Raw genomic sequence first — 21,199 nt, 5'->3', positions numbered from 1 at the left:
ATAGGCCGCGCGGCATCAGACTCCCCGAATTGCCGGGCTCAGTCAACGAAAACGCCGGTCCGGTCCGGTAGAATGATCGATTCTCTGCCTTCAGCATCCAGCGCCGTGGCACACACTCTCCTGAACGACACCTTCCTGCGCGCGCTCCTGCGCCAGCCGACCGACTACACGCCGATCTGGCTGATGCGCCAGGCAGGACGCTATCTGCCGGAGTACAACGCGACACGCGCCCGCGCGGGCAGCTTTCTCGGCCTCGCGAAGAACCCGGACTACGCGACCGAAGTCACGCTCCAGCCGCTCGAGCGCTTTCCGCTCGACGCCGCGATTCTCTTCTCCGACATCCTGACCGTGCCCGACGCGATGGGCCTCGGCCTGAACTTCGTCCAGGGCGAAGGTCCGCGTTTCGAGCGCACCGTGCGCACGGAAGACGACGTGAAGCGCCTCGCCGTGCCGGACATCGGCGCCACGCTGTCCTACGTCACCGACGCCGTGAGCCAGATCCGCCGCGCGCTCACCGACGCGCAAGGCCGTCAGAAAGTGCCGCTGATCGGCTTTTCCGGCAGCCCGTGGACGCTCGCGTGCTACATGGTCGAAGGCGGCGGCTCGGACGATCATCGCACCGTCAAGTCGATGGCGTATTCGCGCCCCGACCTGATGCACCGCATTCTCGACATCAACGCGCAAGCCGTGACCGCGTATCTGAACGCGCAGATCGAGGCCGGCGCGCAGGCCGTGATGATCTTCGACACCTGGGGCGGGGCACTCGCCGACGGCGCGTATCAGCGCTTCTCGCTCGAATACATCGCGAAGGTGGTTGCGGGCCTCAAGCGCGAGCACGACGGCGAGCGCGTGCCGGTCATCACCTTCACGAAGGGCGGCGGCTTGTGGATCGAGGAAATCGCCGCGACGGGCGTCGATGCGGTCGGTCTCGACTGGACGATGAATCTGAATACCGCGCGGCAAAAAGTCGGGTCGCGCGTGGCGCTGCAAGGGAATATCGACCCGAGCGTGCTGTTCGCGCCGCCCGCGGCGATCCGCACCGAAGCGCGCGCTGTGCTGGACAGCTTCGGGAATTTTCCGGGCCACGTCTTCAATCTGGGCCACGGCATCTCGCAATTCACGCCGCCCGAGCACGTGGCGGAACTCGTCGACGAAGTCCATCGTCACAGCCGTGCGATGCGCGCGGGGCTGTCGGCGCGCTGAGTCGCCATCAGCGAACATGCTGCGGTGCAGCGTCGATGCACCATGACGGGTTGTCAGGGGCTGGATCATTCCGTCCGGATCGCCCGGCTCACGCGACCTCCCTCGATGTCAAGACTGAACTTATGCACATTTTGTTCGCTGCGGCGCGCCATCAGACGTATGGGTCCGAGCAGCCAATAAAGTGTCGCTATATGTGCTTCAAGTCAATGATATTTAACGATTTTTCGTAGCTTTGTCCGAAATGTGGGCTGGCGCACACAAGGGTTTCGCGGCAGGCTTTGCGGCAATCCCGGGCGCACTTCTCAACAAAGTTATCCACAGGCCTGTGGAAAGCGACGGAAATCCAAAAATAATCGGCGGTTTACAGGCGATTCTGATGTTTCACTTTAACTTCGTCGGTTCCAGCCACGTCCGGGTGCCGCACCGCTGCGCGCGAGGCCGCGCACGGTGATCGAACTCTTCGTCCGTGTGGCCGTCGATCAGCCCATGCCGGTGCTGTTCGACTATCGCTACGCGCTCGAGCAAGCACCGGCCATCGGCATGCTGGTGCGGGTGCCGTTCGGGCGACGGGAAATCGTCGGCCTGATCTGCGAAATCACCCCTACAAGTGACGTGCCTGCCGACAAACTGCGCGCCGTCACGGGAATCTGCGAGGGCTGCGCGCCGCTCTCTGAAGCATGGATCGCGCTCACCCGCTTCGCCGCCGATTACTATCAACGCGGTCTGGGCGAAGTCGCGTTGCCGGCGCTGCCTCAAGCGCTGCGCGATGCCTCGCGCTGGGACCGCCTTTTCGCGGTCGAGCCGCGTTATCGGCTCTTGCGGGAAGGACGCGCGCATCTGCCCGACGCGTTGCCCGCGCGCGCAAGCGCTCTGCGCCGTCTCGCCGATGCGCTCGCCGAACAACCGTGGCTCGCCTTGTCCGATGCACGCGCGCTGCATCCGAAAGCGAGCGCGACTTTCGACGACTGGCTCGCGCGCGGCTGGATCGAAGCGGCGACGGAAATCATCGCCGGACCCGAAGTCACCGCTCCGACCGGCGCCGCGCCCTTGCCCGTGCTGACCGATGAACAGCGCGATGCCGTCGAGGCCATTTCCGGCGCGCAAGATTTCGCGCCGTTTCTGCTCCACGGCGTGACCGGCAGCGGCAAGACCGAGGTCTATCTGCACGCGCTCGCCGCGCTGCTCGCCGCCCGCCCGGACGCGCAAGCGCTCGTGCTCGTTCCCGAAATCAACCTGACGCCGCAGTTCGAAGCCGCGTTCCGCGCGCGCTTCGCGGCGCTCGCCGAAGGCTCGATCGTCACGATGCACAGCGGCCTCGCCGAAGGCGAACGTGCGCGCAACTGGCTCGCGGCGCATACCGGCAGCGCGCGCATCGTGCTCGGCACGCGCCTCGCGATTCTCGCGTCGATGCCGACGCTCGCGATCATCGTCGTCGATGAAGAGCACGATCCCGCCTACAAGCAGCAGGAAGGCCTGCGCTATTCCGCGCGCGATCTGGCGATCTATCGCGCGAAGCAACTGGATATTCCCGTCGTGCTCGGTTCGGCGACGCCGTCGCTCGAAACCTGGTGGCAGGCGGAGCAGGGCCGCTACACGCGGCTGACGCTCACGCGCCGCGCGGTCGCCGAAGCGGCGTTGCCGAGCGTGAAGCTCATCGATCTGGAAGAGGAAAGACAACGCGGCCGCGCGTCGGTGGACGGGCTGGCGGGGCCGCTTATCGCCGCGTTGAAGACGCGCCTTGAGCGCGGCGAGCAGAGTCTCGTGTTTCTGAACCGGCGCGGCTATGCGCCGATCCTGTCCTGCGACGCCTGCGGCTGGGTCGCGGGCTGCCCGCGCTGCAGCGCCTATGCCGTGCTGCATAAGCCGGAGCGCGCGCTGCGTTGTCATCATTGCGGATGGGAGTCGCGCATTCCGAAGTCGTGCCCGGACTGCGGCAACATCGATATCGCGCCGATGGGCCGCGGCACGCAACGCGTCGAGGAAACGCTCGCGAGCGTGGTGCCGGGCGCCCGCGTGCTGCGCATCGACGCCGACAGCACGCGCCGCAAGGGCAGCGCGCAGGCGCTCTTCTCCGACGTGCACGCGGGTGAGGTCGACATTCTCGTCGGTACGCAGATGATCGCGAAAGGCCACGACTTCCGGCGCGTGACGCTCGTCGGCGTGCTGAACGCCGATACGGCGCTGTTCTCGCACGACTTCCGTGCGAGCGAGCGGCTGTTCGCGCAACTGACGCAGGTGAGCGGACGCGCGGGGCGGGCGGGCTTGCCCGGCGAGGTGATGATTCAGACGCGCTATGCGCGCCACGCGCTGTATCAGGCGCTGTCGCGGCAAGACTATGTAGGTTTTGCCAACTCGACGCTCGCCGAGCGGCGCGACGCGCGCCTGCCGCCGTTCGTCTATCAGGCGATGCTGCGTGCCGAAGGCCGCACGCTGGAAGCGGCGCTCGCGTTTCTGGAACAGGCGGCGGCGGCGTTCGCGCCGCTACCGGGCGCGGACCGCGTGACGGTCTACGATGCGGTGCCGCTGACCATCGTGAAAGTGTTCAATGTTCACCGCGCGCAATTGCTGCTCGAAAGCGCGTCGCGCGCGGCGCTGCAGGCGTCGCTGCGCGCGTGGCAGCCGGTGCTGCGCTCGCTCAAGGGCGTGCTGCGCTGGAACGTCGAAGTCGATCCGCTGGACGTGTGACGGCCGCGGCAGCGCGGCGGTTCAGAGCTTGGCCCGGGATACGTCGCCTGCGGGCCGGTCGGGTTCGTCGGCGATCTTGTCGGACCGCTGCACGTGCGGCGACGCGCCTCGCACGAACAGCACGACGCAGACTGCGAACATTGCCCAAACGCTGGCTATCACCATCCAAGTGCTCATGCTCGTCTTTCTCCCGATATCGCGGCGAATCGGCCGCGAATGCCGCGACATGCGGCGCATTGCGTTTATATCGGCGCGGGCCGGGCATTGATTTAGGGGATGTCTCAAAAAAATCGGATTAGGGAAAATACTAGGGCGAAAGCGCCGACGACCGACTGGCGGTGCACCGCTCAAGCCCTTGTGGCACAAGGGTTCATCGTGGTGCAACCTTAGCGAAAATCTCGGTTGCACCTTTTATATCAGCGGAGTACGATTCGCCAACTTTTCAGGTCTCTGGCCGGCTGAGCACGACCGGCAAACGAAGGAAATATGGCGAGCACAACCCTTGGCGTCAAAGTCGACGATCTCCTGCGTTCCCGGCTGAAAGATGCCGCGACGCGCCTCGAGCGCACTCCGCACTGGCTGATCAAGCAGGCGATCTTCGCCTACCTCGAGCGCATCGAGCACGGCCAGCTTCCGCCCGAGCTGTCGGGCGCGAACGGTTCGTCCGAAATGTCCGACGCCGCGCCCGTCGACGGCGACGAAGACGGCGCGCCGCATCCCTTCCTCGATTTCGCGCAGAACGTGCAGCCGCAGTCCGTGCTGCGCGCGGCGATCACGGCGGCGTATCGCCGGCCTGAGCCGGAGTGCGTGCCGTTCCTGATCGGTCAGGCGCGTCTGCCCGCGACCGTCTCCGCCGAAACCGAAAAGCTCGCGACGCGGCTCGTCGAAGCGCTGCGTGCGAAGAGTTCGGGCGGCGGCGTCGAAGGGCTGATCCACGAGTTCTCGCTGTCGAGTCAGGAAGGCGTCGCGCTGATGTGTCTCGCGGAAGCGCTGCTGCGCATTCCCGATCGCGCGACCCGCGACGCGCTGATTCGCGACAAGATCAGCAAGGGCGACTGGAAATCGCACATGGGGCAGGCGCCGTCGCTGTTCGTGAACGCCGCGACGTGGGGCCTGATGATCACCGGCAAGCTCGTGACGACGAACAGCGAGACGGGTTTGTCGTCCGCGCTGACGCGCCTCATCGGCCGGGGCGGCGAGCCGCTGATCCGCAAGGGCGTCGATATGGCGATGCGCCTGATGGGCGAGCAGTTCGTCACCGGCGAGACGATTTCCGAGGCGCTCGCGAACAGCCGCAAGTACGAGGCGCGCGGATTCCGCTACTCCTACGACATGCTCGGCGAAGCCGCGACGACCGAGGAAGACGCGCAGCGCTACTACGCGTCCTACGAGCAGGCCATTCACGCGATCGGCAAGGCGGCCGGCGGGCGCGGCATCTACGAAGGCCCGGGCATTTCGATCAAGCTGTCCGCGCTGCATCCGCGCTATTCGCGCTCGCAGCAGGAACGCACGATGAACGAGCTGCTGCCGCGCGTGCGTTCGCTCGCGCAACTGGCGCGCCGTTATGACATCGGTTTGAATATCGACGCCGAGGAAGCGGACCGCCTCGAAATCTCGCTCGATCTGCTCGAAGCGCTGTGCTTCGATCCGGAACTCGCGGGCTGGAACGGCATCGGTTTCGTGGTGCAGGGTTATCAGAAGCGCTGCCCGTTCGTCATCGACTATCTGATCGATCTCGCGCGCCGCAGCCGTCATCGTTTGATGATTCGCCTCGTGAAAGGCGCGTACTGGGACACGGAAATCAAACGCGCGCAAGTCGATGGCCTCGAAGGCTATCCGGTCTACACGCGCAAGATCTACACGGACATTTCATACCTCGCGTGCGCGAAGAAACTGCTCGGCGCGCCCGATGCCGTCTATCCGCAATTCGCGACGCACAACGCATTCACGCTGTCCGCGATCTATCACCTCGCGGGACAGAACTACTATCCCGGCCAGTACGAGTTCCAGTGCCTGCACGGCATGGGCGAGCCGCTCTACGAAGAAGTGACCGGCCGCGACAAGCTGAACCGTCCGTGTCGCGTGTATGCGCCGGTCGGCACGCACGAAACGCTGCTCGCGTATCTCGTGCGCCGCTTGCTGGAGAATGGCGCGAACACGTCGTTCGTGAACCGCATCGCCGATGAATCCATTCCGGTGAAGGAACTCGTGCGCGATCCGATCGACGAAGCGCAGGAGATCACGCCGCTCGGCGCGCCGCACGCGAAGATTCCGCTGCCACGTCAGCTGTACGGCAACGAGCGCTTCAACTCGATGGGCCTCGATCTGTCGAACGAGCATCGTCTGGCGTCGCTGTCGTCGGCGTTGCTGGCGAGCGCGCATCATCCGTGGCGCGCCGAACCGATGCTCGAAGGCGGTGACACTGCCGACGGCGTCGCGCGCGACGTGCGCAATCCGTCGGATCTGCGTGATCTCGTCGGCACGGTCGTGGAAGCGTCGCCGGAGCAAGTGAGCGCCGCGATCGCGAACGCGGTGGCCGCCGCGCCGATCTGGCAGGCGACGCCCGTCGAAGATCGCGCCGATTGCCTCACGCGCGCCGCCGATCTGCTCGAAGCGCAAATGCACACGCTGATGGGCCTCGTCGTGCGCGAGGCGGGCAAGTCGCTGCCGAACGCCATCGCGGAAATTCGCGAGGCCATCGACTTCCTGCGTTACTACGCGACGCAGATCCGCGCCGAGTTCTCGAACGATACGCATCGCCCGCTCGGTCCGGTCGTGTGTATCAGCCCGTGGAACTTCCCGCTCGCGATCTTCATGGGTCAGGTCGCCGCCGCGCTCGCCGCTGGCAATCCGGTGCTCGCGAAGCCCGCCGAACAGACGCCGCTGATCGCCGCGCAAGCCGTGCGCCTCCTGCGCGAAGCGGGCGTGCCCGCGGGCGCGGTGCAACTGCTGCCGGGCAATGGCGAAACCGTGGGCGCGGCGCTGGTCGCCGATCCGCGCACGCGCGCCGTCATGTTCACCGGCTCGACGGAAGTCGCGCGCCTCATCAACAAGACGCTTTCCGAGCGCCTCGATCCGGACGGCCGCCCGATTCCGCTGATCGCCGAGACCGGCGGCCAGAACGCGATGATCGTCGATTCGTCCGCGCTTGCGGAGCAGGTCGTCGCGGACGTGCTGCAATCGTCGTTCGATTCGGCTGGCCAGCGCTGCTCGGCGCTGCGCGTGCTGTGCCTGCAGGACGATGTCGCCGACCGCACGCTCGAAATGCTGACCGGCGCGATGAACCAACTCGCGGTCGGCAATCCGGACCGCCTGTCGGTGGACGTCGGCCCCGTGATCGACGCGGACGCGAAGCGCGGTATCGACGCGCACATCGCCGGCATGCGCGACAAGGGCCGCAACGTGACGCAACTGCCGCTGCCCGACAACTGCGCGCAAGGCACGTTCGTGGCGCCGACGCTCATCGAACTCGACGGCCTCGACGAACTCAAGCGCGAAGTGTTCGGCCCGGTGCTGCACGTGGTGCGTTATCGCCGTTCGAACCTTGATAAACTCCTCGACCAAATTCGCGCGACCGGTTACGGGCTCACGCTCGGCATCCATACGCGTATCGACGAAACCATCGCGCATGTGATCGCGCGGGCGCACGTGGGCAACATCTACGTGAACCGCAATGTGATCGGCGCGGTCGTCGGAGTGCAGCCGTTCGGCGGCGAAGGTCTGTCGGGCACGGGTCCGAAGGCGGGCGGCGCGCTGTACTTGCAGCGGCTGCTGGCCAAGCGCCCGACCGGTTTGCCGAAGTCGCTCGCGAGCACGCTCGTGGTCGATCAGGCCGCCTCGAAGGACACGCCCGCCGCGGCGCTCACCGCGTTGCGCGACTGGGCGATCGGCGAACGCGATCCGCAGACGGCTGCGCGCTGCGACGGCTATCTGCAGCATGTGATGGCGGGCGCGACGGCGGTGCTGAACGGCCCGACCGGCGAGCGCAACACCTACACGCTAGGCGCGCGCGGCACGGTGCTGTGCGTGGCGGCGACGGCGAGCGGTGCGCGCGCGCAACTGGCCGCCGTGCTCGCGACGGGCAACCGCGCGTTGTTCAGCGGATCGGCGGGCGAGCAGCTGGCGGCGTCGCTGCCGGCGTCGCTGAAGCCGTATGTGCAAGTGCGCCGCGCGGCGGAAGACTTCGACGCGGTGCTGTTCGAAGGCGACAGCGACGAACTGCTGTCGCTCGTGAAGGAAGTCGCGAAGCGCCCGGGGCCGATCGTATCGGTGCAGGGCGTGGCGGCGGGGGCATTCGCCGACGCTGGCCACGACGGCGAGGACTACGCGCTCGAACGTCTGCTGACGGAACGCTCGGTGAGCGTGAACACGGCGGCGGCGGGCGGTAATGCGAATTTGATGACGATCGGTTGAGACACCCCTCGAGCGCTCGATTCAAACGAATTCAAACAAGCGGCAGCAGGCACGGCGATCCCGGCACAAGCTGCCATCCACACTGGAACCAGGAGAAGCTATGAAGCACACGATGACCACGCTGGCAGCAGCCATGACGCTCGCCGGCCTGTCGCTCGCGGGGACCGCAGTTGCGCAGCAAGCCGAGGACGTGAAGGTCGGTTACGCAGGCCCGTTGACCGGTGCGCAGGCGCACTACGGCAAGGACATGCAGAACGGCATCACGCTGGCTGTCGAAGATTTCAACGCCACCAAGCCGATGATCGGCGGCAAGCCGGTTCGCATCGTGCTGAACTCGGCCGACGACCAGGCTGACCCGCGCACGGGCACGACCGTCGCGCAGCGTCTCGTCGACGACGGCATCAAGGGCATGCTCGGCCACTTCAATTCGGGTACGACGATCCCGGCATCGCGTATCTACGCGAACGCGGGCATCCCCGAAATCGCGATGGCGACGGCGCCCGAATACACGACGCAAGGCTTCAAGACGGCCTTCCGCATGATGACCTCGGACACGCAGCAAGGCTCGGTCGCGGGTGAGTACGCGGTGAAGAACCTGAAGGTCAAGAAGATCGCGATCGTCGATGACCGCACGGCCTACGGCCAGGGTCTCGCCGACCAGTTCGAGAAGGCGGCGAAGGCGGCGGGCGGCACGATCGTCGTGCGCGAGTTCACGAACGACAAGGCTGTGGACTTCAAGGCGATTCTGACCAAGATCAAGTCGATGAATCCGGACCTCGTGTACTACGGCGGCGCGGATTCGCAAGCCGGCCCGATGGTCAAGCAGATGAAGACGCTCGGCTTCCGCGCGCCGCTGATGGCGGGCGAAATGGTGAAGACGGACACCTTCGTGAAGATCGCGGGCGACGCGGCTGACGGCACGGTGGCATCGCTCGCCGGCCTGCCGATGGACGAAATGCCGGGCGGCGCGGATTACTCGGCGAAGTACAAGAAGCGCTTCAACGAAGACGTGCAGACGTATTCGCCGTACGCCTACGACGGCGCGATGGCCATGTTCAACGCGATGAAGGCGGCCAACTCGACGGACCCGGCGAAGTACCTGCCGTTCCTCGCGAAGACCGACATGCAGGGCGTGACGGCGAAGCACCTGTCGTACGACTCGAAGGGCGATCTGAAGAACGGCGGCATCACGCTGTATAAGGTTGTCGGCGGGAAGTGGACGACGTTGCAGAGCGTGGGCGGGAAGTAAGGGCTCCGAGTCGAGCTAAAAGAAAGCCTCGTGATTCAGGTCACGAGGCTTTTTTGTTTGTTGTGTCGCGCTTATTCCCCGTCACCATCGCCCCGACGAGATTCTCCCGCGTCCACACGCTCATCAGCACAGCCGCCGCGACGTGCACGCAAACACACACCTCGACCGCAACCGAAAGCCACGCGTGAATCTCCTGCGGCCAGTCTTCACCCCAGAACGCATCGAGGCGCATGATCCAGCCCGACATCGCGAGCGCGAGAATCAGAAACCACAGAAAAAGCGCCATCAACCCGCCGAGCGGGTTGTGCGAGACATGATGCATCGGCTTGCCTGACGCAAGCGAGCGCAGATATTCGATGAGATGCAAGCGCGTCGGCCACCACGCCGAGAACCGCGCATGACGCGACCCGACGAAACCCCACAGGACGCGCGCGACCACGAGCCCCGCCGCGATATACCCAAGCAGACGATGCGTGGAATCCGTCGGCCCGAACAGATTCCACACGACGATGCCCGCGACCGCCCAATGCGTGAGTCGCACCCACGCGTCCCACACTCTCACGCGAGCCACGGGCGTCACGCTTATTCGACTTCCGACTTCACGACGGCCAGCGTCTTCGTGTCGTAATAGATCTCGACTTTCTTGCCGTTCTTGTCGTGGCCGTAGATTTCGTAGCAGTTTCCATCGACCTTGAACTTCTTGATCTTGTAGCCCTGCGCCTCGAGTTGCGCCTTGGCGTCCGACTCCTTGATCCACTCGCTCTTGGGATGCGCCGTGCAGTCGGCCTTCGCGAACGCCGCGCCCGACAAACCCATTGCCAACGACAAAGCCAGAATCTTAAGCATCGCTAACTCCCGGTGTTTTTTGAACTGGCTACTCTACTGCCACCGGGAGCGTGCTGCAAGAAGATTGAAAGTTTGTCCCTTAGCGCTGGCCTTGCTGGCGAATTTGTTCGAGTGTCGCGCCCGGCGTGCTCTGCTCCTGCGGGATGCGGATTTCGATCACTGCGGGCAAACCCGAACCCACCGCGCGTTCGAACGCGGGCATGAACTGATCGGTCGTCTCGACCAGTTCGCCGTGCGCGCCGAATGCATGCGCATACGCGACGAAGTCGGGATTCGTGAGTTCCGTGCCATGCATGCGATGCGGATAGTGCCGCTCCTGATGCATCCGGATCGTGCCGAACTGCGCGTTGTTCACGACGATGAAAATCACCGCCAGCCCATACTGCATTGCCGTGGCGAGTTCGTGGCTCGACATCATGAAGCAGCCATCGCCCGCGAACGCGATCACGGTGCGCTCCGGATACAGCGACTTCGCGGCGATCGCGGCGGGCACGCCGTAGCCCATCGCACCGCTCGTCGGCGCGACCTGCGAGCGGAAGTGCCGATACGAATAGTGCCGATGCAGCCACGTCGCGTAATTGCCCGCGCCGTTGGTGAGGATCGAATCGGCGGGAATCGTTTCCGCGAGCTGACGCATGACGTCGCCGAGCTGGACATCGCCCAGCATCGGGCGCGGTGCGCGCCATTCCAGATACGCGGCGTGCGCGGCCTCGGCTTCGCCCTTCCACGCGATATCGGACGGCGCTTCCAGCGCGGCCAGCATCGACGCGATTTCCGGCATGCCGGAGACGATCGGCAGATCCGCGCTGTACACGCGGCCGAGTTCCTCAGCGCCCTGATGCACGTGGATGAGCGTCTGTTTCGTCTTCGGGATATCGAGCAGCGTGTAGCCGCCCGTCGTCGATTCGCCCATGCGAGGGCCGAGCACGAAGAGCACGTCGGCGTCGCGCACGCGCGCGGCGAGCGCGGGATTGATGCCGAGACCGACATCGCCCGCGTAGTTCGGATGTTCGTTATTCAGCGTGTCCTGATAGCGGAACGCGCAGCCCACGGGCAACTGCCACTGTTCGACGAAGCGCGCGAAATCCTGCGTCGCCTGCGTGTTCCAGCCGCTGCCGCCCGCGATCACGAACGGCTTCTTCGCGTTCGCGAGCACATCGCGCAGGCGTTCGATCTGCGCCGCCGAAGGCGACGCGGCCACGCGCTGATACGGGGGCGCGGGCGGCGCGGCGTCGACCGCTTCGGTCAGCATGTCTTCCGGCAGCGCGAGCACGACCGGACCCGGACGGCCCGAGGTCGCCGTATGAAACGCGTGGCTCAGATATTCCGGCACGCGGCGCGGATCGTCGATCTGCGCGACCCATTTCGCCATCTGCCCGAACATGCGCCGATAGTCGATTTCCTGAAACGCCTCGCGGTCCATATGATCGCGCGCGCATTGGCCGATCAGCAGGATCATCGGCGTCGAATCCTGAAACGCGGTGTGCACGCCGATCGATGCGTGCGTCGCGCCCGGCCCGCGCGTGACGATCGCGATGCCCGGTTTGCCCGTCAGCTTGCCGACCGCCTCGGCCATGTTCGCCGCGCCCGCTTCGTGGCGGCAGACGATCGTCTGGATCTGCGCGGTTTCGTCGTGCAGGGAATCGAGCACGGCCAGAAAGCTTTCGCCGGGCACGCAGAACACGCGCTCGACGCCGTGATGCACCAGCGCATCGACGACGAGACGCGCGCCGGTGGTTCGACCTTCGGAAGATGCGGATTGCGCGGAGGGGACAGCGGACACCATGCGAAGAAGTCTCCTTTGAATATCCGGTGCGGCCGGAACGCGCGCCGGACGGTGAGCGAAATGCCCTAAAGCTTACGCCGTCGGGCGAGCGTTCGACCAGCGGCGAAGCGGAATCTTTTTCCGGTGCGCGCCAGCTCTAGTGCCGGACCGCCGTATTCCCATCAGCCGAAATACCCCTTTTTCTCACCCTTTATCCAGCGATGGACAAAAGGCGAAGTTCGCAATAATGGCCTCACTGAAAAGCGGGCATCGCAATGAAACGAGTGAGCCCGCTAGCTAAAGATCGCAGTCTCACCTCATCGGGGGCAAGTTTGAACATTCGTAAATTCATCGGCGCGAACAGCCGCGACGCACTGCGCCAGGTTCGTGAAGCGCTCGGACCCGATGCCGTGGTGTTGTCCAATCGCACGCTGGATGACGGCTCCGTTGAGATCGTCGGCGTCGCGGACAGCGATATCGCCTCGATCTCGCCCGCCGCGAATGAGCAGGCCGTGCGCTCGTCGGGGACGTCGCGCGCCGCGCTGGCTGCCGCCGCCGCCGCGCTGCCGGTCAGGCAGGCCGCCGCGAATCCCTACGCGAGCGGCGACGTGTTTTCGTCGGTCTTCGGTGCGAACACCGACGCCGACGATGAAGACGCGCTCACCCACGACCACGAAGCCGCCAACGACGAAGCGCCGCGCACGATGGCCGATTCGAATCCCTGGCTGATCGAGCACGCGAAGCGCATCGCGCAGCAGGCGGCGATGCCGTCGAACCGTCCGCTGTCGGCGTCGGCCGCCATTGCGCGCGGCATGGGCGTGCCGGTGCCGGTTACGCGCCAGGAGACGCGCGCAGAAAAGACGCCGGAAACGGGCAAGTACGCGTTGCGCCAGCAAGCGCAGGCGCAGGCGGCTCGCGCACCTGAAGTTCAACCGCAGGTTCAATCGAAGATCGACACGCCCGACTGGGCGCGCGAAGCCGCGCAAGTCGCCGCGCGCCGCGCCGCACAGAAGATCAACGCGAGCGCGCAGCACGCCGAAGCGCCCGTCGCGAGCGCCGCGCCCGCCACGCCGGAAGGCGCTTTCGAAGGCTTGCCCGCGAACGCGGCCGCGGTCGTGACCGAAGCGATCCGCGCGCGCATGGAACAGGTGGTCAACGAAACGGTGATGAACGAGCTGTCGTCGATGCGCTCGATGATGGAAGAACACTTTTCCGGCCTGCTCTGGGGCGAGCGCCAGCGCCGCAACGCGACCGGTGGCGCGCTGACCAAGCGTCTCTTCGCAGCGGGCTTTTCCGCCCAGCTCGTGCGCATGGTGGTGGACAACATGCCGGAGATGGAGAGCGTGGAAGGCGCGCTCGAATGGGTGCAGCAGGTGCTCGAAACGAATATTCCGGTGATGGACAGCGAAGACGCGCTGATGGAACGCGGCGGCGTGTTCGCGCTGATGGGCCCGACGGGCGTCGGCAAGACGACGACCACCGCGAAGCTCGCGGCGCGCTGCGTGATGCGCTTCGGCGCGAGCAAGGTCGCGCTGCTCACGACCGACAGCTACCGGATCGGCGCGCACGAGCAACTGCGCATCTTCGGCAAGATTCTCGGCGTCTCGGTCCACGCGGTGAAAGACGCCGCCGACCTGCAGCTCGCGCTCTCCGAGCTGCGCAACAAACATATCGTGCTGATCGACACGATCGGCATGAGCCAGCGCGATCGCATGGTCTCCGACCAGATCGCGATGCTGTGCGGCGCGGGTCATCCGGTACAGCGCATCCTGCTGCTCAACGCGACCAGCCACGGCGACACGCTCAACGAAGTCGTGCAGGCGTACAAGAGCGCGCCGGATCAGCCGCCGCTCGCGGGCTGCATCCTCACCAAGCTCGACGAGGCGACCAATCTCGGCGGCGTGCTCGATACGGTGATCCGCTACAAGCTGCCCGTGCATTACGTCTCGACCGGCCAGAAGGTGCCGGAGAACCTGTACGTCGCGACCAAGCGGTTTCTCATCAAGAGCGCGTTCTGCATTCCGCGCGACGGCTCGCCGTTCGTGCCGCAGGACGAGGAAGTGCCGGCGCTGCTGTCCGCATTGTCGGCGCGCGCCACGACCGAAATGCATGGGGTGCACTTTGGATAAGCTCGTGCTCGACCAGGCGGAAGGTCTGCGACGGCTCCTCACGCGTGCCGGTTCGCGCGTGGTGGCGGTTGCGGGCGGTCCGGCGGGCATCGGCTGCTCGTCGGCGGTGGTGAATCTCGGCGCGGCGCTATCCGTGCATGGCAAGGACGTGCTCGTGATCGACGAGCATCGCGATTCGGCATCGGTGAGCCGCATGCTGGGCCTGTCCGACCGAGGCGCGCTCGCCGCGGCGATGTCCGGCCGCCGCGCGCTCGCGGATGTCGTCGAGCGCACGCCGTTCGGCTTCTCGCTGATCGCAGCACCGCGCGACGAGCGCATCAGCCACGACGCCGCGCAGTGCCGCGCGTTGCTCGACGGTCCGGCGGACATCGTGCTGATCGATGCGCAACTCGATCGCCACGGCGCGCTGTCGACGCTCGCGGCGCAGGCGCATGACTTTCTCATCGTGACGCGGGTCGCCGCGTCGGCGATCACCGAGGCGTATGCGTGCATGAAGCGTCTGCACTACGCCCATGCGATCGGCCAGTTCCGCGTGCTCATCAATCACGTGCAGAACCCGGCCGACGCGGCGGTCGCGTTCGACAACCTGTCGGGCGTCGCGAGCCGGTATCTGGCCGTGTCGCTCGTGCAGGCAGGGTATGTGTCCGAGGATGCGCGCGTCGCTCGGGCGAAGGATCTCTCACGCTGCGCAGTCGAAGCGTTCCCGGCCACGGCCGCGGCGCGCGACTACCGCGCGATAGCGGCGGAGCTCCTCCACTGGCCGATGCGCCCCGCGCCGTACATGCGCGCGGCGGGCGGCCAGACAGACGCGCGAATTCCGGTAGGCGACCCTGAACAGGGCGGGCGGGAGGCGTCGCATCGTGCGGCTGCGCTTCACGACTTTGCAATGACCAGCACGGCGTCGATGTGATCAAGATAGGTGACCAAGATGTATAACGCCCAAGGCAAACTCTCACAGTCCGACGTGCTGACGAAATATGCACCGCTCGTTCGCCGGCTGGGGCTTCAGCTCGTCGCCAAGATGCCGGCGAGCGTCGATCTCGACGATCTCATCCAGGCCGGCATGATCGGCCTGCTGGACGCGGCGAGCCGCTACAAGGAAGATCAGGGCGCGCAGTTCGAGACCTACGCGAGCCAGCGCATTCGCGGCGCGATGCTCGACGAGCTGCGCGCCAACGACTGGCTGCCGCGCAGCATGCGCAAGACGTCGCGCGAAGTGGAATCGGCGGTGCACAAGGTCGAGCAGAACCTCGGCCGCTCCGCGAGCGAGACGGAGATCGCGGAGCACATGAACCTGCCGCTTCCCGAGTATCAGTCGATGCTGCAGGATCTGCACGGCAGCCAGTTGATCTACTACGAAGACTTCGACCGCTCCGCCGACGACGAGCCGTTCCTCGACCGATACTGCGTCGACCGTTCGGACCCGTTGTCCGCGCTGCTCGACGACAGCCTGCGCGGCGCGTTGATCGAAGCGATCGACAAGCTGCCCGAGCGCGAGAAGCTCCTGATGAGCCTCTACTACGAACGCGGCCTGAACCTGCGCGAAATCGGCGCGGTGATGGAAGTGAGCGAGTCGCGCGTGTGCCAGTTGCACAGCCAGGCGGTCGCCCGTCTGCGCGTGAAGCTGCGCGAGCAGGCGTGGTCGAGCGTCGAGGCCTGATTCAGTTCGTTTCGAAGTCTCGTGTCTCGGCGAACACGGTTTTGCCTTCGCCGAGACTTTTGGCGCGATACATCGCGCGGTCGGCGGCGCGCAGCACGGCGGTCATGCCGGACTGATGCGCGGCCGTCGCGCTGGAAAGCAGACACGCGCCGATGCTCGCCGACACCGACACCGGCCGCTCCTGCACCGATGTGAGCGCGTTCAGCACGGCGTGGATGTTGTCGGCCACCGCGAGCACGGCGGCCCGGTCGCGCACCTGATGCGCGAGCACGACGAACTCGTCGCCGCCCAGCCGTGCGATGGTGTCCGTCTTGCGCATGCGTTTTTCGAGCGATTGCGCGAACGATTGCAGCAGCATGTCGCCGACGGCGTGGCCGTAGGTATCGTTCACTTCCTTGAAACCATCGAGATCGATGAGCAGGAGCGCGGTGGCGTGAATGTCGTCCGCTTCGCGCGCGCTCATTGTGCGATCGACGATTCGTTCGAGCGCGTATCGGTTGGATAGACCCGTGAGCGGATCGGTCGATGCCTGACGCGCGAGATCGCGATTCGCGCTGCCGAGCCGGTCGACGAGCACGCTCAGATACACCGATGCGCCCAGCACGCTCAGCCCCAGTCCGATCGCGGCGGGCAGGTTCGCGCGCCACCACGGCTGCCAGATTCCCAGCGCCACGACGATGACGAGCGCCGTCGCGGACGAAACGGCGAGCGTGCGCTTGCCGTAACGGCATCCCGAACCGATCAGAAACCAGAACATCACCCAGATGAGCGGCAGCGCGACGGCGCCGCCCGCCGCGAACGCGAGCCCGAGAATCGATTGATCGGCGATGGTCGTGACGGTGAGACGCTTTTCCGATGGAGACGCCATGCGGCTGACGATCAGCAGTGTGACCGCGCCGTAAGACACATAGAGCGCGATGAGGCGCGCCACCAGCAACGCATCGTGCGACGGACGCAGCCACGCGAAAATGCCGTAGGCCAGCAGAACCACCGCTCCCATCCAGACCCGCAGCGTGGCCTGCTCGCGTTCGGGATTCCGGTGCTCGGACCATGCGAAGGCATAAGCCCGGCGTGCCGGTTGATGCGCCTGCTCCATACTGAACCCCTGGCTGGTGATTTCTTGCTTTTATCTTGCTGTTATCTTGCTGTCATGACCTGCGGCCCCGTCGCATGGCATCGGTCGAGTGGAGTTGCATCGAGTTGCACCGAGCAAGCGATCCGCTATTTTGCAACGTTTTGCGAAGACGCTGTGTTTCGTGTAAGAACGGCTTTCGGACTTCTATTTTTGATTCACTGCGATGCGCGAAGGAATGCTTTCTCTGGCGGGCGAATGGCTGCCTGTCTGCAATAGCGATGACGTGCCGGACGGCGGCGCGCGCGGGTTCATCGTTGCCGATGAACGCATTGTCGTGTGGCGCGACAGTATCGGCGCGGCGCATGTGTGGCGCGATTACTGTCCGCATCGCGGGGCGCAGTTGTCGCTCGGACACGTGATGCGCGATCAGATCGTGTGTCCTTATCACGGCTGGCGTTATGACATCGAAGGGCAATGTTTGCGGATTCCGTCGAATCCGTCGTTGCGTCCATCGAAGCGTGCGTGCGCGACGACCTTCATCAGCGAGGAGAAGTATGGCGTGATCTGGATGTGCTTCAGCGAACCCGTGCATGCGCTCGATTTCTTTCCCGAAGCCGCGATTTCGAGTAGCCGGCGCATCAATCTTGCGCCGCAGACGGTGAGGTCATCGGCCCCGCGCGTCGTCGAGAACTTTCTGGATATGGCGCACTTCTCGTTCGTGCATGTCGGGATTCTCGGCGAAGAGGCGCATACGGAAGTGCCGGATTACGACGTCGTGCAGACTGCCGATGGAGGACTCGAAGCGCGGCAATGTCGATACTGGCAGCCCGCTGGCATGCCGGGACAAGGCGGCGGCGCGATGATCGACTATGTGTATCGCGTGAAGCGGCCGTTGATCGCGAGTCTTACGAAGATGGCGTCGGGCGGGCAGGGCGCGTTGCACATCATGCTGGCAGCGTCGCCGGTGACGCAGACGGAAACGCGCGCGTGGCTCGTTTCCATTCACGAAGATGATTCGACGCACAGCGACCAGGAGCTATACGACTTCAACATGGAGATCCTGATGCAGGACACGCCGATCGTGGAGTCGCAATGGCCGCAGCGTCTGCCGCTCGATCTGGATGCGGAGTTGCATCAGCGATGTGACCGGATGGCGGTGGCTTACAGGCGGTGGCTGGCGGGGATGGGGTTTGGGTGGGGGACGGTGATCGCGGGAGCGGCCGCGGGATGATTGCGCGTCGGGGAGAAGATTTGGCGCGCCCGGCTGGGATCGAACCAGCAACCCCTGCCTTCGGAGAGCCAAAAATCATGTTTTTGGCTGTTCATAGAGGTTTTGCGATCTCAACAAAATCAGTCACTTAGATAATTAGTGTTCGGACACGTAAATGCGTGTTCGCGGCACGATCGGCCCTAATTCGGCCCTACGTTATACTTCTGCCCTCCTGGCAGGGGTTAGGGCATGGGTCAGAGATTCAAGATTGATCGTGATTTTTTGCGGGCGCTTTGCCCCAATGGGAAGTATCAGGAATTCGTTGACGCCGACGTCCGCGCGTTCGTCGTAAAGGTCACACCGGCAGGACGAGTTAGTTACACGATCCGGTGGACGAAGCCAGATGGGTCGCGTGGGCGGCGCGTAATTGGCTACTGGCCGGACATGAATCCGGGCGAGGCTCGCGATCTAGCAAAAAAGTCTTTGCGCGATGTCGACAAGACGGGCGACACGACTGCGGATGTACTCGAGCGGCGAAGACGGAAGGCCGAGGCGGAGAAGATCGTTGGCACGCCCACCCTCGATGCGTTTATCAACGATCGTTACGCAGATTGGCTGGCGGCGAACACACGCAGTAGCGCAGCGTCGATTGCGCGACTGCGAAAATCGTTTTCGGATCACCGAGAACGACCACTTAGCGACTTCACTGCGTGGATCATCGAAAAATGGCGGTCTGGCCGACTGAAGGCGGGCGTCGGTGCGTCCACGGTCAATCGCGACCTGTCCTCGTTACGCGGGCTGTTCTCGCGCGCCGTCGAATGGGGCGTGATCGCCGAGCATCCAATGCGCACGGTGAAAGCACTGCAAGCCCCGAGCGGAAAGGTTCGGTGGCTGTCGGACGACGAGGAAATGCGTCTGCGCAGGGCGCTTGATGACCGCGAAGAGCGCGAGCGGGCGGGCCGAGAGAGCGCAAACGCGTGGCGGTCGGCGCGCGGCTACGATCTCATGCGAAACCTACGCGATGTCGGATACGTTGATCACCTGAAGCCAGCCGTGCTGCTTTCCCTAAACACGGGCATGCGGCAAGGCGAGCTGCTTAAATTGGATTGGCGCGACGTAAATCTCGACCGCGCGATCGTTACAGTTGTGGATGCGTCTTCAAAATCGGGGAAGCAGCGACATATCCCACTCAATGAGGAAGCGCTCGCGGTACTTACCCTCTGGCGGAAACAACAACTCAAGCACAGCATCGTATTCGCAGGGGTGACGGGCGGAGTGCGCACTGATGTCAAAACTGCGTGGTCGAAGCTCCTGTCCGATGCGGAGATCATCGATTTTCGGTGGCATGACATGCGCCACCATTTCGCGTCGCGTTTGGTGATGGCCGGCGTTGATCTGAATACAGTCCGAGAATTGCTCGGCCATGCCGATCTCTCCATGACACTGAGATATGCGCATCTCGCGCCAGAGCACCTGTCGGCGGCCGTTGCCAAATTGAACCGGGCACCGGCGTCAGAGAATCTGCAAGCAGCTAATGAGGGACATTGATGGCCAATCAGATTTCGATGGAAGAATTCAACGAGAGTGTCGCGAAAGCTATCGAGGAGAAAGGGCGCGAGCGAGTTTCCTTGGCTTTGCGCGCTATCAACCTTCCAACAAAAGGACGATATCGAGACGACCTTGAATTCTCAGCAACTACGAAACGAGAGCTCGAGCGAAGGTATATTGAAGTGCGGAAAGAGCGAAGCGGTCACGACTTGCCGGATTGCGTATTTCAAGAGGACGCCGAGGTCTTTGTCTCCACGCTACAGCAATACGCCCAAAGCATGGACAAGATCGCGGCTATAGTTCCAGACAAACAGAAACGTCGGGTCGAACTGTTGATGTCGATTTCGAAGCAGACAATTCGCCTCGCAGAAACGCTCGAACAATTAGATGGCGACGCGCTCGGATGGCTGATGGCCATACTCGACCAGTCTGGCGAGCTGAAGAACGACCCACAAAAAGCGGTCACGTACGCGCGTGAAGGACGTAGGGAGTTGATGACGCTGTTGCCGAGAGCATCGAACGCGGCTGTCGAGGCAGCAAATACTCTCCCGCCGCATGACTTCCAACTGAGCGATCCCAAATTCACGGTTGCACTCTCCGTGGAGAGGCTGTTCTACGACAATGTAATGCTTGACCTTTTCGTGCCGTCGAAAAGCGGCTTCGCCTATAAGTGTTTGACGGAGGTTTTCGCGCTTGCAAAGTACGACGACGGTGACCCTTCTTATTGGATCAAGAAGGTTCGCGAGCACGAGACTTCGCTGACGGCTTGGATCGACGAGCAGCGAAGACGGTAAAGAAAAGCGTGGGGACAAAATACCCCACGCTTTTTTTCCCCACGCTTTTTTCGTTGTTTTTAGACTCGGTTCTTAAACTCGCTTCATGGTTGTTCAGCAGAGCAATCAGGAATTCACGAAGCGAGGAAAAATGCAAACGAGCTACACCATCCCCGAATTCTGTGCGGCGTATCACTTCAGCCGCGTCTACTACTACACCCTCAAAGCACAAGGTAAAGCGCCCAAGGAAATGCGACTTGGAAGGCGCGTTGTTATCACGCGCGCATGCGTTGAGGAGTGGGAGGCGAAGATGCTGGCGGAACAGCCCTTAGATCGGGAGGGCCACCAGCAATGAAGAGCAAAAAAAAAGGCTGGCCGGAAGGCCAGCCAAGAAGGTCCCACATGCTGAGGTCAGATGATAGGCAAGCATGTACAACGGCACCATCGGTCCAGTACGAAAATAACTTCTTGCAGACGAAAAAAACGCTGGCCCAAGGGCCAGCGAAAAGACTTTTTGGAGGGTGCTGCCATTCGATATTAGTGGGGCACAGCCACTCGCGCCATCGGTCGGGTCCGAAAATCACTTGCTTGACGAAGTCGGAATCGGTCGTCTATCCTCTAAATCGTGGGAGGAGACACCTCT

The 21,199-nt window shown here is 64.0% G+C and carries 16 protein-coding genes; 11 read left to right on the top strand and 5 right to left on the bottom strand.

All coding sequences use genetic code 11. The features are described from left to right. The first annotated feature begins 105 nt into the window (after positions 1-105). Both hemE and AWB80_RS07725 read left to right on the top strand, forming a co-directional pair. Positions 106-1,203 carry a uroporphyrinogen decarboxylase gene (hemE, locus tag AWB80_RS07730; RefSeq protein WP_061174066.1) on the top strand — a complete coding sequence of 366 codons (1,098 nt, stop codon included), beginning with the start codon at positions 106-108 and terminating at the stop codon, positions 1,201-1,203. A gap of 447 nt (positions 1,204-1,650) precedes the next feature. Then, a complete protein-coding gene (locus tag AWB80_RS07725) occupies positions 1,651-3,888 on the top strand; it encodes a primosomal protein N' (protein WP_087131106.1) in 2,238 nt (745 codons plus the stop codon). Positions 3,889-3,909: 21 nt separating this feature from the next. Here the strand turns inward: AWB80_RS07725 and AWB80_RS44335 are convergent, their stop codons facing one another. Continuing rightward, complete coding sequence (locus AWB80_RS44335; RefSeq protein WP_167390433.1) at positions 3,910-4,065, bottom strand: hypothetical protein; 156 nt, start codon at positions 4,063-4,065, stop codon at positions 3,910-3,912. Positions 4,066-4,374: 309 nt separating this feature from the next. On the opposite strand from AWB80_RS44335, the gene putA reads away from it, so the two are divergent. Together putA and AWB80_RS07710 are read left to right on the top strand one after the other, a co-directional pair. Continuing rightward, a complete protein-coding gene (gene putA / locus AWB80_RS07715) occupies positions 4,375-8,301 on the top strand; it encodes a trifunctional transcriptional regulator/proline dehydrogenase/L-glutamate gamma-semialdehyde dehydrogenase (RefSeq protein ID WP_061174064.1) in 3,927 nt (1,308 codons plus the stop codon). A gap of 100 nt (positions 8,302-8,401) precedes the next feature. Beyond that, complete coding sequence (locus AWB80_RS07710) at positions 8,402-9,550, top strand: branched-chain amino acid ABC transporter substrate-binding protein (protein ID WP_061174063.1); 1,149 nt, start codon at positions 8,402-8,404, stop codon at positions 9,548-9,550. A gap of 40 nt (positions 9,551-9,590) precedes the next feature. Here the strand turns inward: AWB80_RS07710 and AWB80_RS07705 are convergent, their stop codons facing one another. From AWB80_RS07705 to AWB80_RS07695, 3 genes are all read right to left on the bottom strand, one after another. Beyond that, a complete protein-coding gene (locus tag AWB80_RS07705; RefSeq protein ID WP_061174310.1) occupies positions 9,591-10,112 on the bottom strand; it encodes a cytochrome b/b6 domain-containing protein in 522 nt (173 codons plus the stop codon). 20 nt (positions 10,113-10,132) lie between these two features. Then, the gene (locus AWB80_RS07700) at positions 10,133-10,396 is read right to left on the bottom strand and encodes a PepSY domain-containing protein (RefSeq protein ID WP_061174062.1); all 264 of its coding nucleotides are present in this window, start codon (positions 10,394-10,396) and stop codon (positions 10,133-10,135) included. 79 nt (positions 10,397-10,475) lie between these two features. Then, positions 10,476-12,182 carry a thiamine pyrophosphate-binding protein gene (locus AWB80_RS07695; RefSeq protein WP_061174061.1) on the bottom strand — a complete coding sequence of 569 codons (1,707 nt, stop codon included), beginning with the start codon at positions 12,180-12,182 and terminating at the stop codon, positions 10,476-10,478. A gap of 311 nt (positions 12,183-12,493) precedes the next feature. On the opposite strand from AWB80_RS07695, the gene flhF reads away from it, so the two are divergent. From flhF to AWB80_RS07680, 3 genes are read left to right on the top strand one after another with little or no spacing between them, the layout of a single operon-like run. Continuing rightward, a complete protein-coding gene (gene flhF, locus AWB80_RS07690) occupies positions 12,494-14,290 on the top strand; it encodes a flagellar biosynthesis GTPase FlhF (RefSeq protein ID WP_061174060.1) in 1,797 nt (598 codons plus the stop codon). After that, on the top strand, positions 14,283-15,200 hold the full coding sequence (locus tag AWB80_RS07685; RefSeq protein WP_061174059.1) for a MinD/ParA family ATP-binding protein: 918 nt from the start codon (positions 14,283-14,285) through the stop codon (positions 15,198-15,200). The genes flhF and AWB80_RS07685 overlap by 8 nt, the downstream gene beginning before the upstream one ends. A gap of 18 nt (positions 15,201-15,218) precedes the next feature. Further along, positions 15,219-15,950, top strand: a complete 732-nt coding sequence (locus AWB80_RS07680) for an RNA polymerase sigma factor FliA (RefSeq protein ID WP_061174058.1) — start codon at positions 15,219-15,221, stop codon at positions 15,948-15,950. 1 nt (position 15,951) lies between these two features. Here AWB80_RS07680 and AWB80_RS07675 read toward each other — a convergent pair whose 3' ends face one another. After that, positions 15,952-17,046 (bottom strand): GGDEF domain-containing protein, encoded by a 1,095-nt coding sequence (locus AWB80_RS07675; protein ID WP_061174057.1) that lies wholly within the window; start codon positions 17,044-17,046, stop codon positions 15,952-15,954. Positions 17,047-17,248: 202 nt separating this feature from the next. Between AWB80_RS07675 and AWB80_RS07670 the strand changes: the two genes are divergently transcribed. The 4 genes from AWB80_RS07670 (at position 17,249) to AWB80_RS07655 (ending at position 20,911) form a co-directional block, all read left to right on the top strand. Further along, entirely contained in the window at positions 17,249-18,256 is a 1,008-nt protein-coding gene (locus AWB80_RS07670; RefSeq protein ID WP_061174056.1) for an aromatic ring-hydroxylating oxygenase subunit alpha, read from the top strand. A 228-nt stretch (positions 18,257-18,484) separates the two neighbouring features. Next, positions 18,485-19,783: a site-specific integrase gene (locus AWB80_RS07665; RefSeq protein WP_061174055.1), complete on the top strand. Its 1,299-nt coding sequence runs from the start codon at positions 18,485-18,487 to the stop codon at positions 19,781-19,783. Beyond that, complete coding sequence (locus AWB80_RS07660; RefSeq protein WP_061174054.1) at positions 19,783-20,577, top strand: hypothetical protein; 795 nt, start codon at positions 19,783-19,785, stop codon at positions 20,575-20,577. The genes AWB80_RS07665 and AWB80_RS07660 overlap by 1 nt, the downstream gene beginning before the upstream one ends. A gap of 85 nt (positions 20,578-20,662) precedes the next feature. Next, the gene (locus AWB80_RS07655) at positions 20,663-20,911 is read left to right on the top strand and encodes a hypothetical protein (RefSeq protein WP_061174053.1); all 249 of its coding nucleotides are present in this window, start codon (positions 20,663-20,665) and stop codon (positions 20,909-20,911) included. Positions 20,912-21,199: the final 288 nt, after the last annotated feature.

The organism is Caballeronia pedi (assembly GCF_001544915.2).
In the GTDB taxonomy this organism is placed as follows: Bacteria; Pseudomonadota; Gammaproteobacteria; order Burkholderiales; family Burkholderiaceae; genus Caballeronia; species Caballeronia pedi.
The sequence above is the reverse complement of the archived record's forward strand: the minus strand, read 5'-3'. Positions and strand labels throughout refer to the sequence as shown.

Bases quoted from the DNA above. Each gene is read 5' to 3' on its own strand.
- AWB80_RS44335 (WP_167390433.1), bottom strand. From the start codon at position 4,065: ATGAGCACTTGGATGGTGATAGCCAGCGTTTGGGCAATGTTCGCAGTC.
- putA (WP_061174064.1), top strand. From the start codon at position 4,375: ATGGCGAGCACAACCCTTGGCGTCAAAGTCGACGATCTCCTGCGTTCC.
- AWB80_RS07710 (WP_061174063.1), top strand. From the start codon at position 8,402: ATGAAGCACACGATGACCACGCTGGCAGCAGCCATGACGCTCGCCGGC.
- AWB80_RS07700 (WP_061174062.1), bottom strand. From the start codon at position 10,396: ATGCTTAAGATTCTGGCTTTGTCGTTGGCAATGGGTTTGTCGGGCGCG.
- AWB80_RS07695 (WP_061174061.1), bottom strand. From the start codon at position 12,182: ATGGTGTCCGCTGTCCCCTCCGCGCAATCCGCATCTTCCGAAGGTCGA.
- AWB80_RS07680 (WP_061174058.1), top strand. From the start codon at position 15,219: ATGTATAACGCCCAAGGCAAACTCTCACAGTCCGACGTGCTGACGAAA.
- AWB80_RS07675 (WP_061174057.1), bottom strand. From the start codon at position 17,046: ATGGAGCAGGCGCATCAACCGGCACGCCGGGCTTATGCCTTCGCATGG.
- AWB80_RS07670 (WP_061174056.1), top strand. From the start codon at position 17,249: ATGCGCGAAGGAATGCTTTCTCTGGCGGGCGAATGGCTGCCTGTCTGC.
- AWB80_RS07665 (WP_061174055.1), top strand. From the start codon at position 18,485: ATGGGTCAGAGATTCAAGATTGATCGTGATTTTTTGCGGGCGCTTTGC.
- AWB80_RS07660 (WP_061174054.1), top strand. From the start codon at position 19,783: ATGGCCAATCAGATTTCGATGGAAGAATTCAACGAGAGTGTCGCGAAA.
- AWB80_RS07655 (WP_061174053.1), top strand. From the start codon at position 20,663: ATGGTTGTTCAGCAGAGCAATCAGGAATTCACGAAGCGAGGAAAAATG.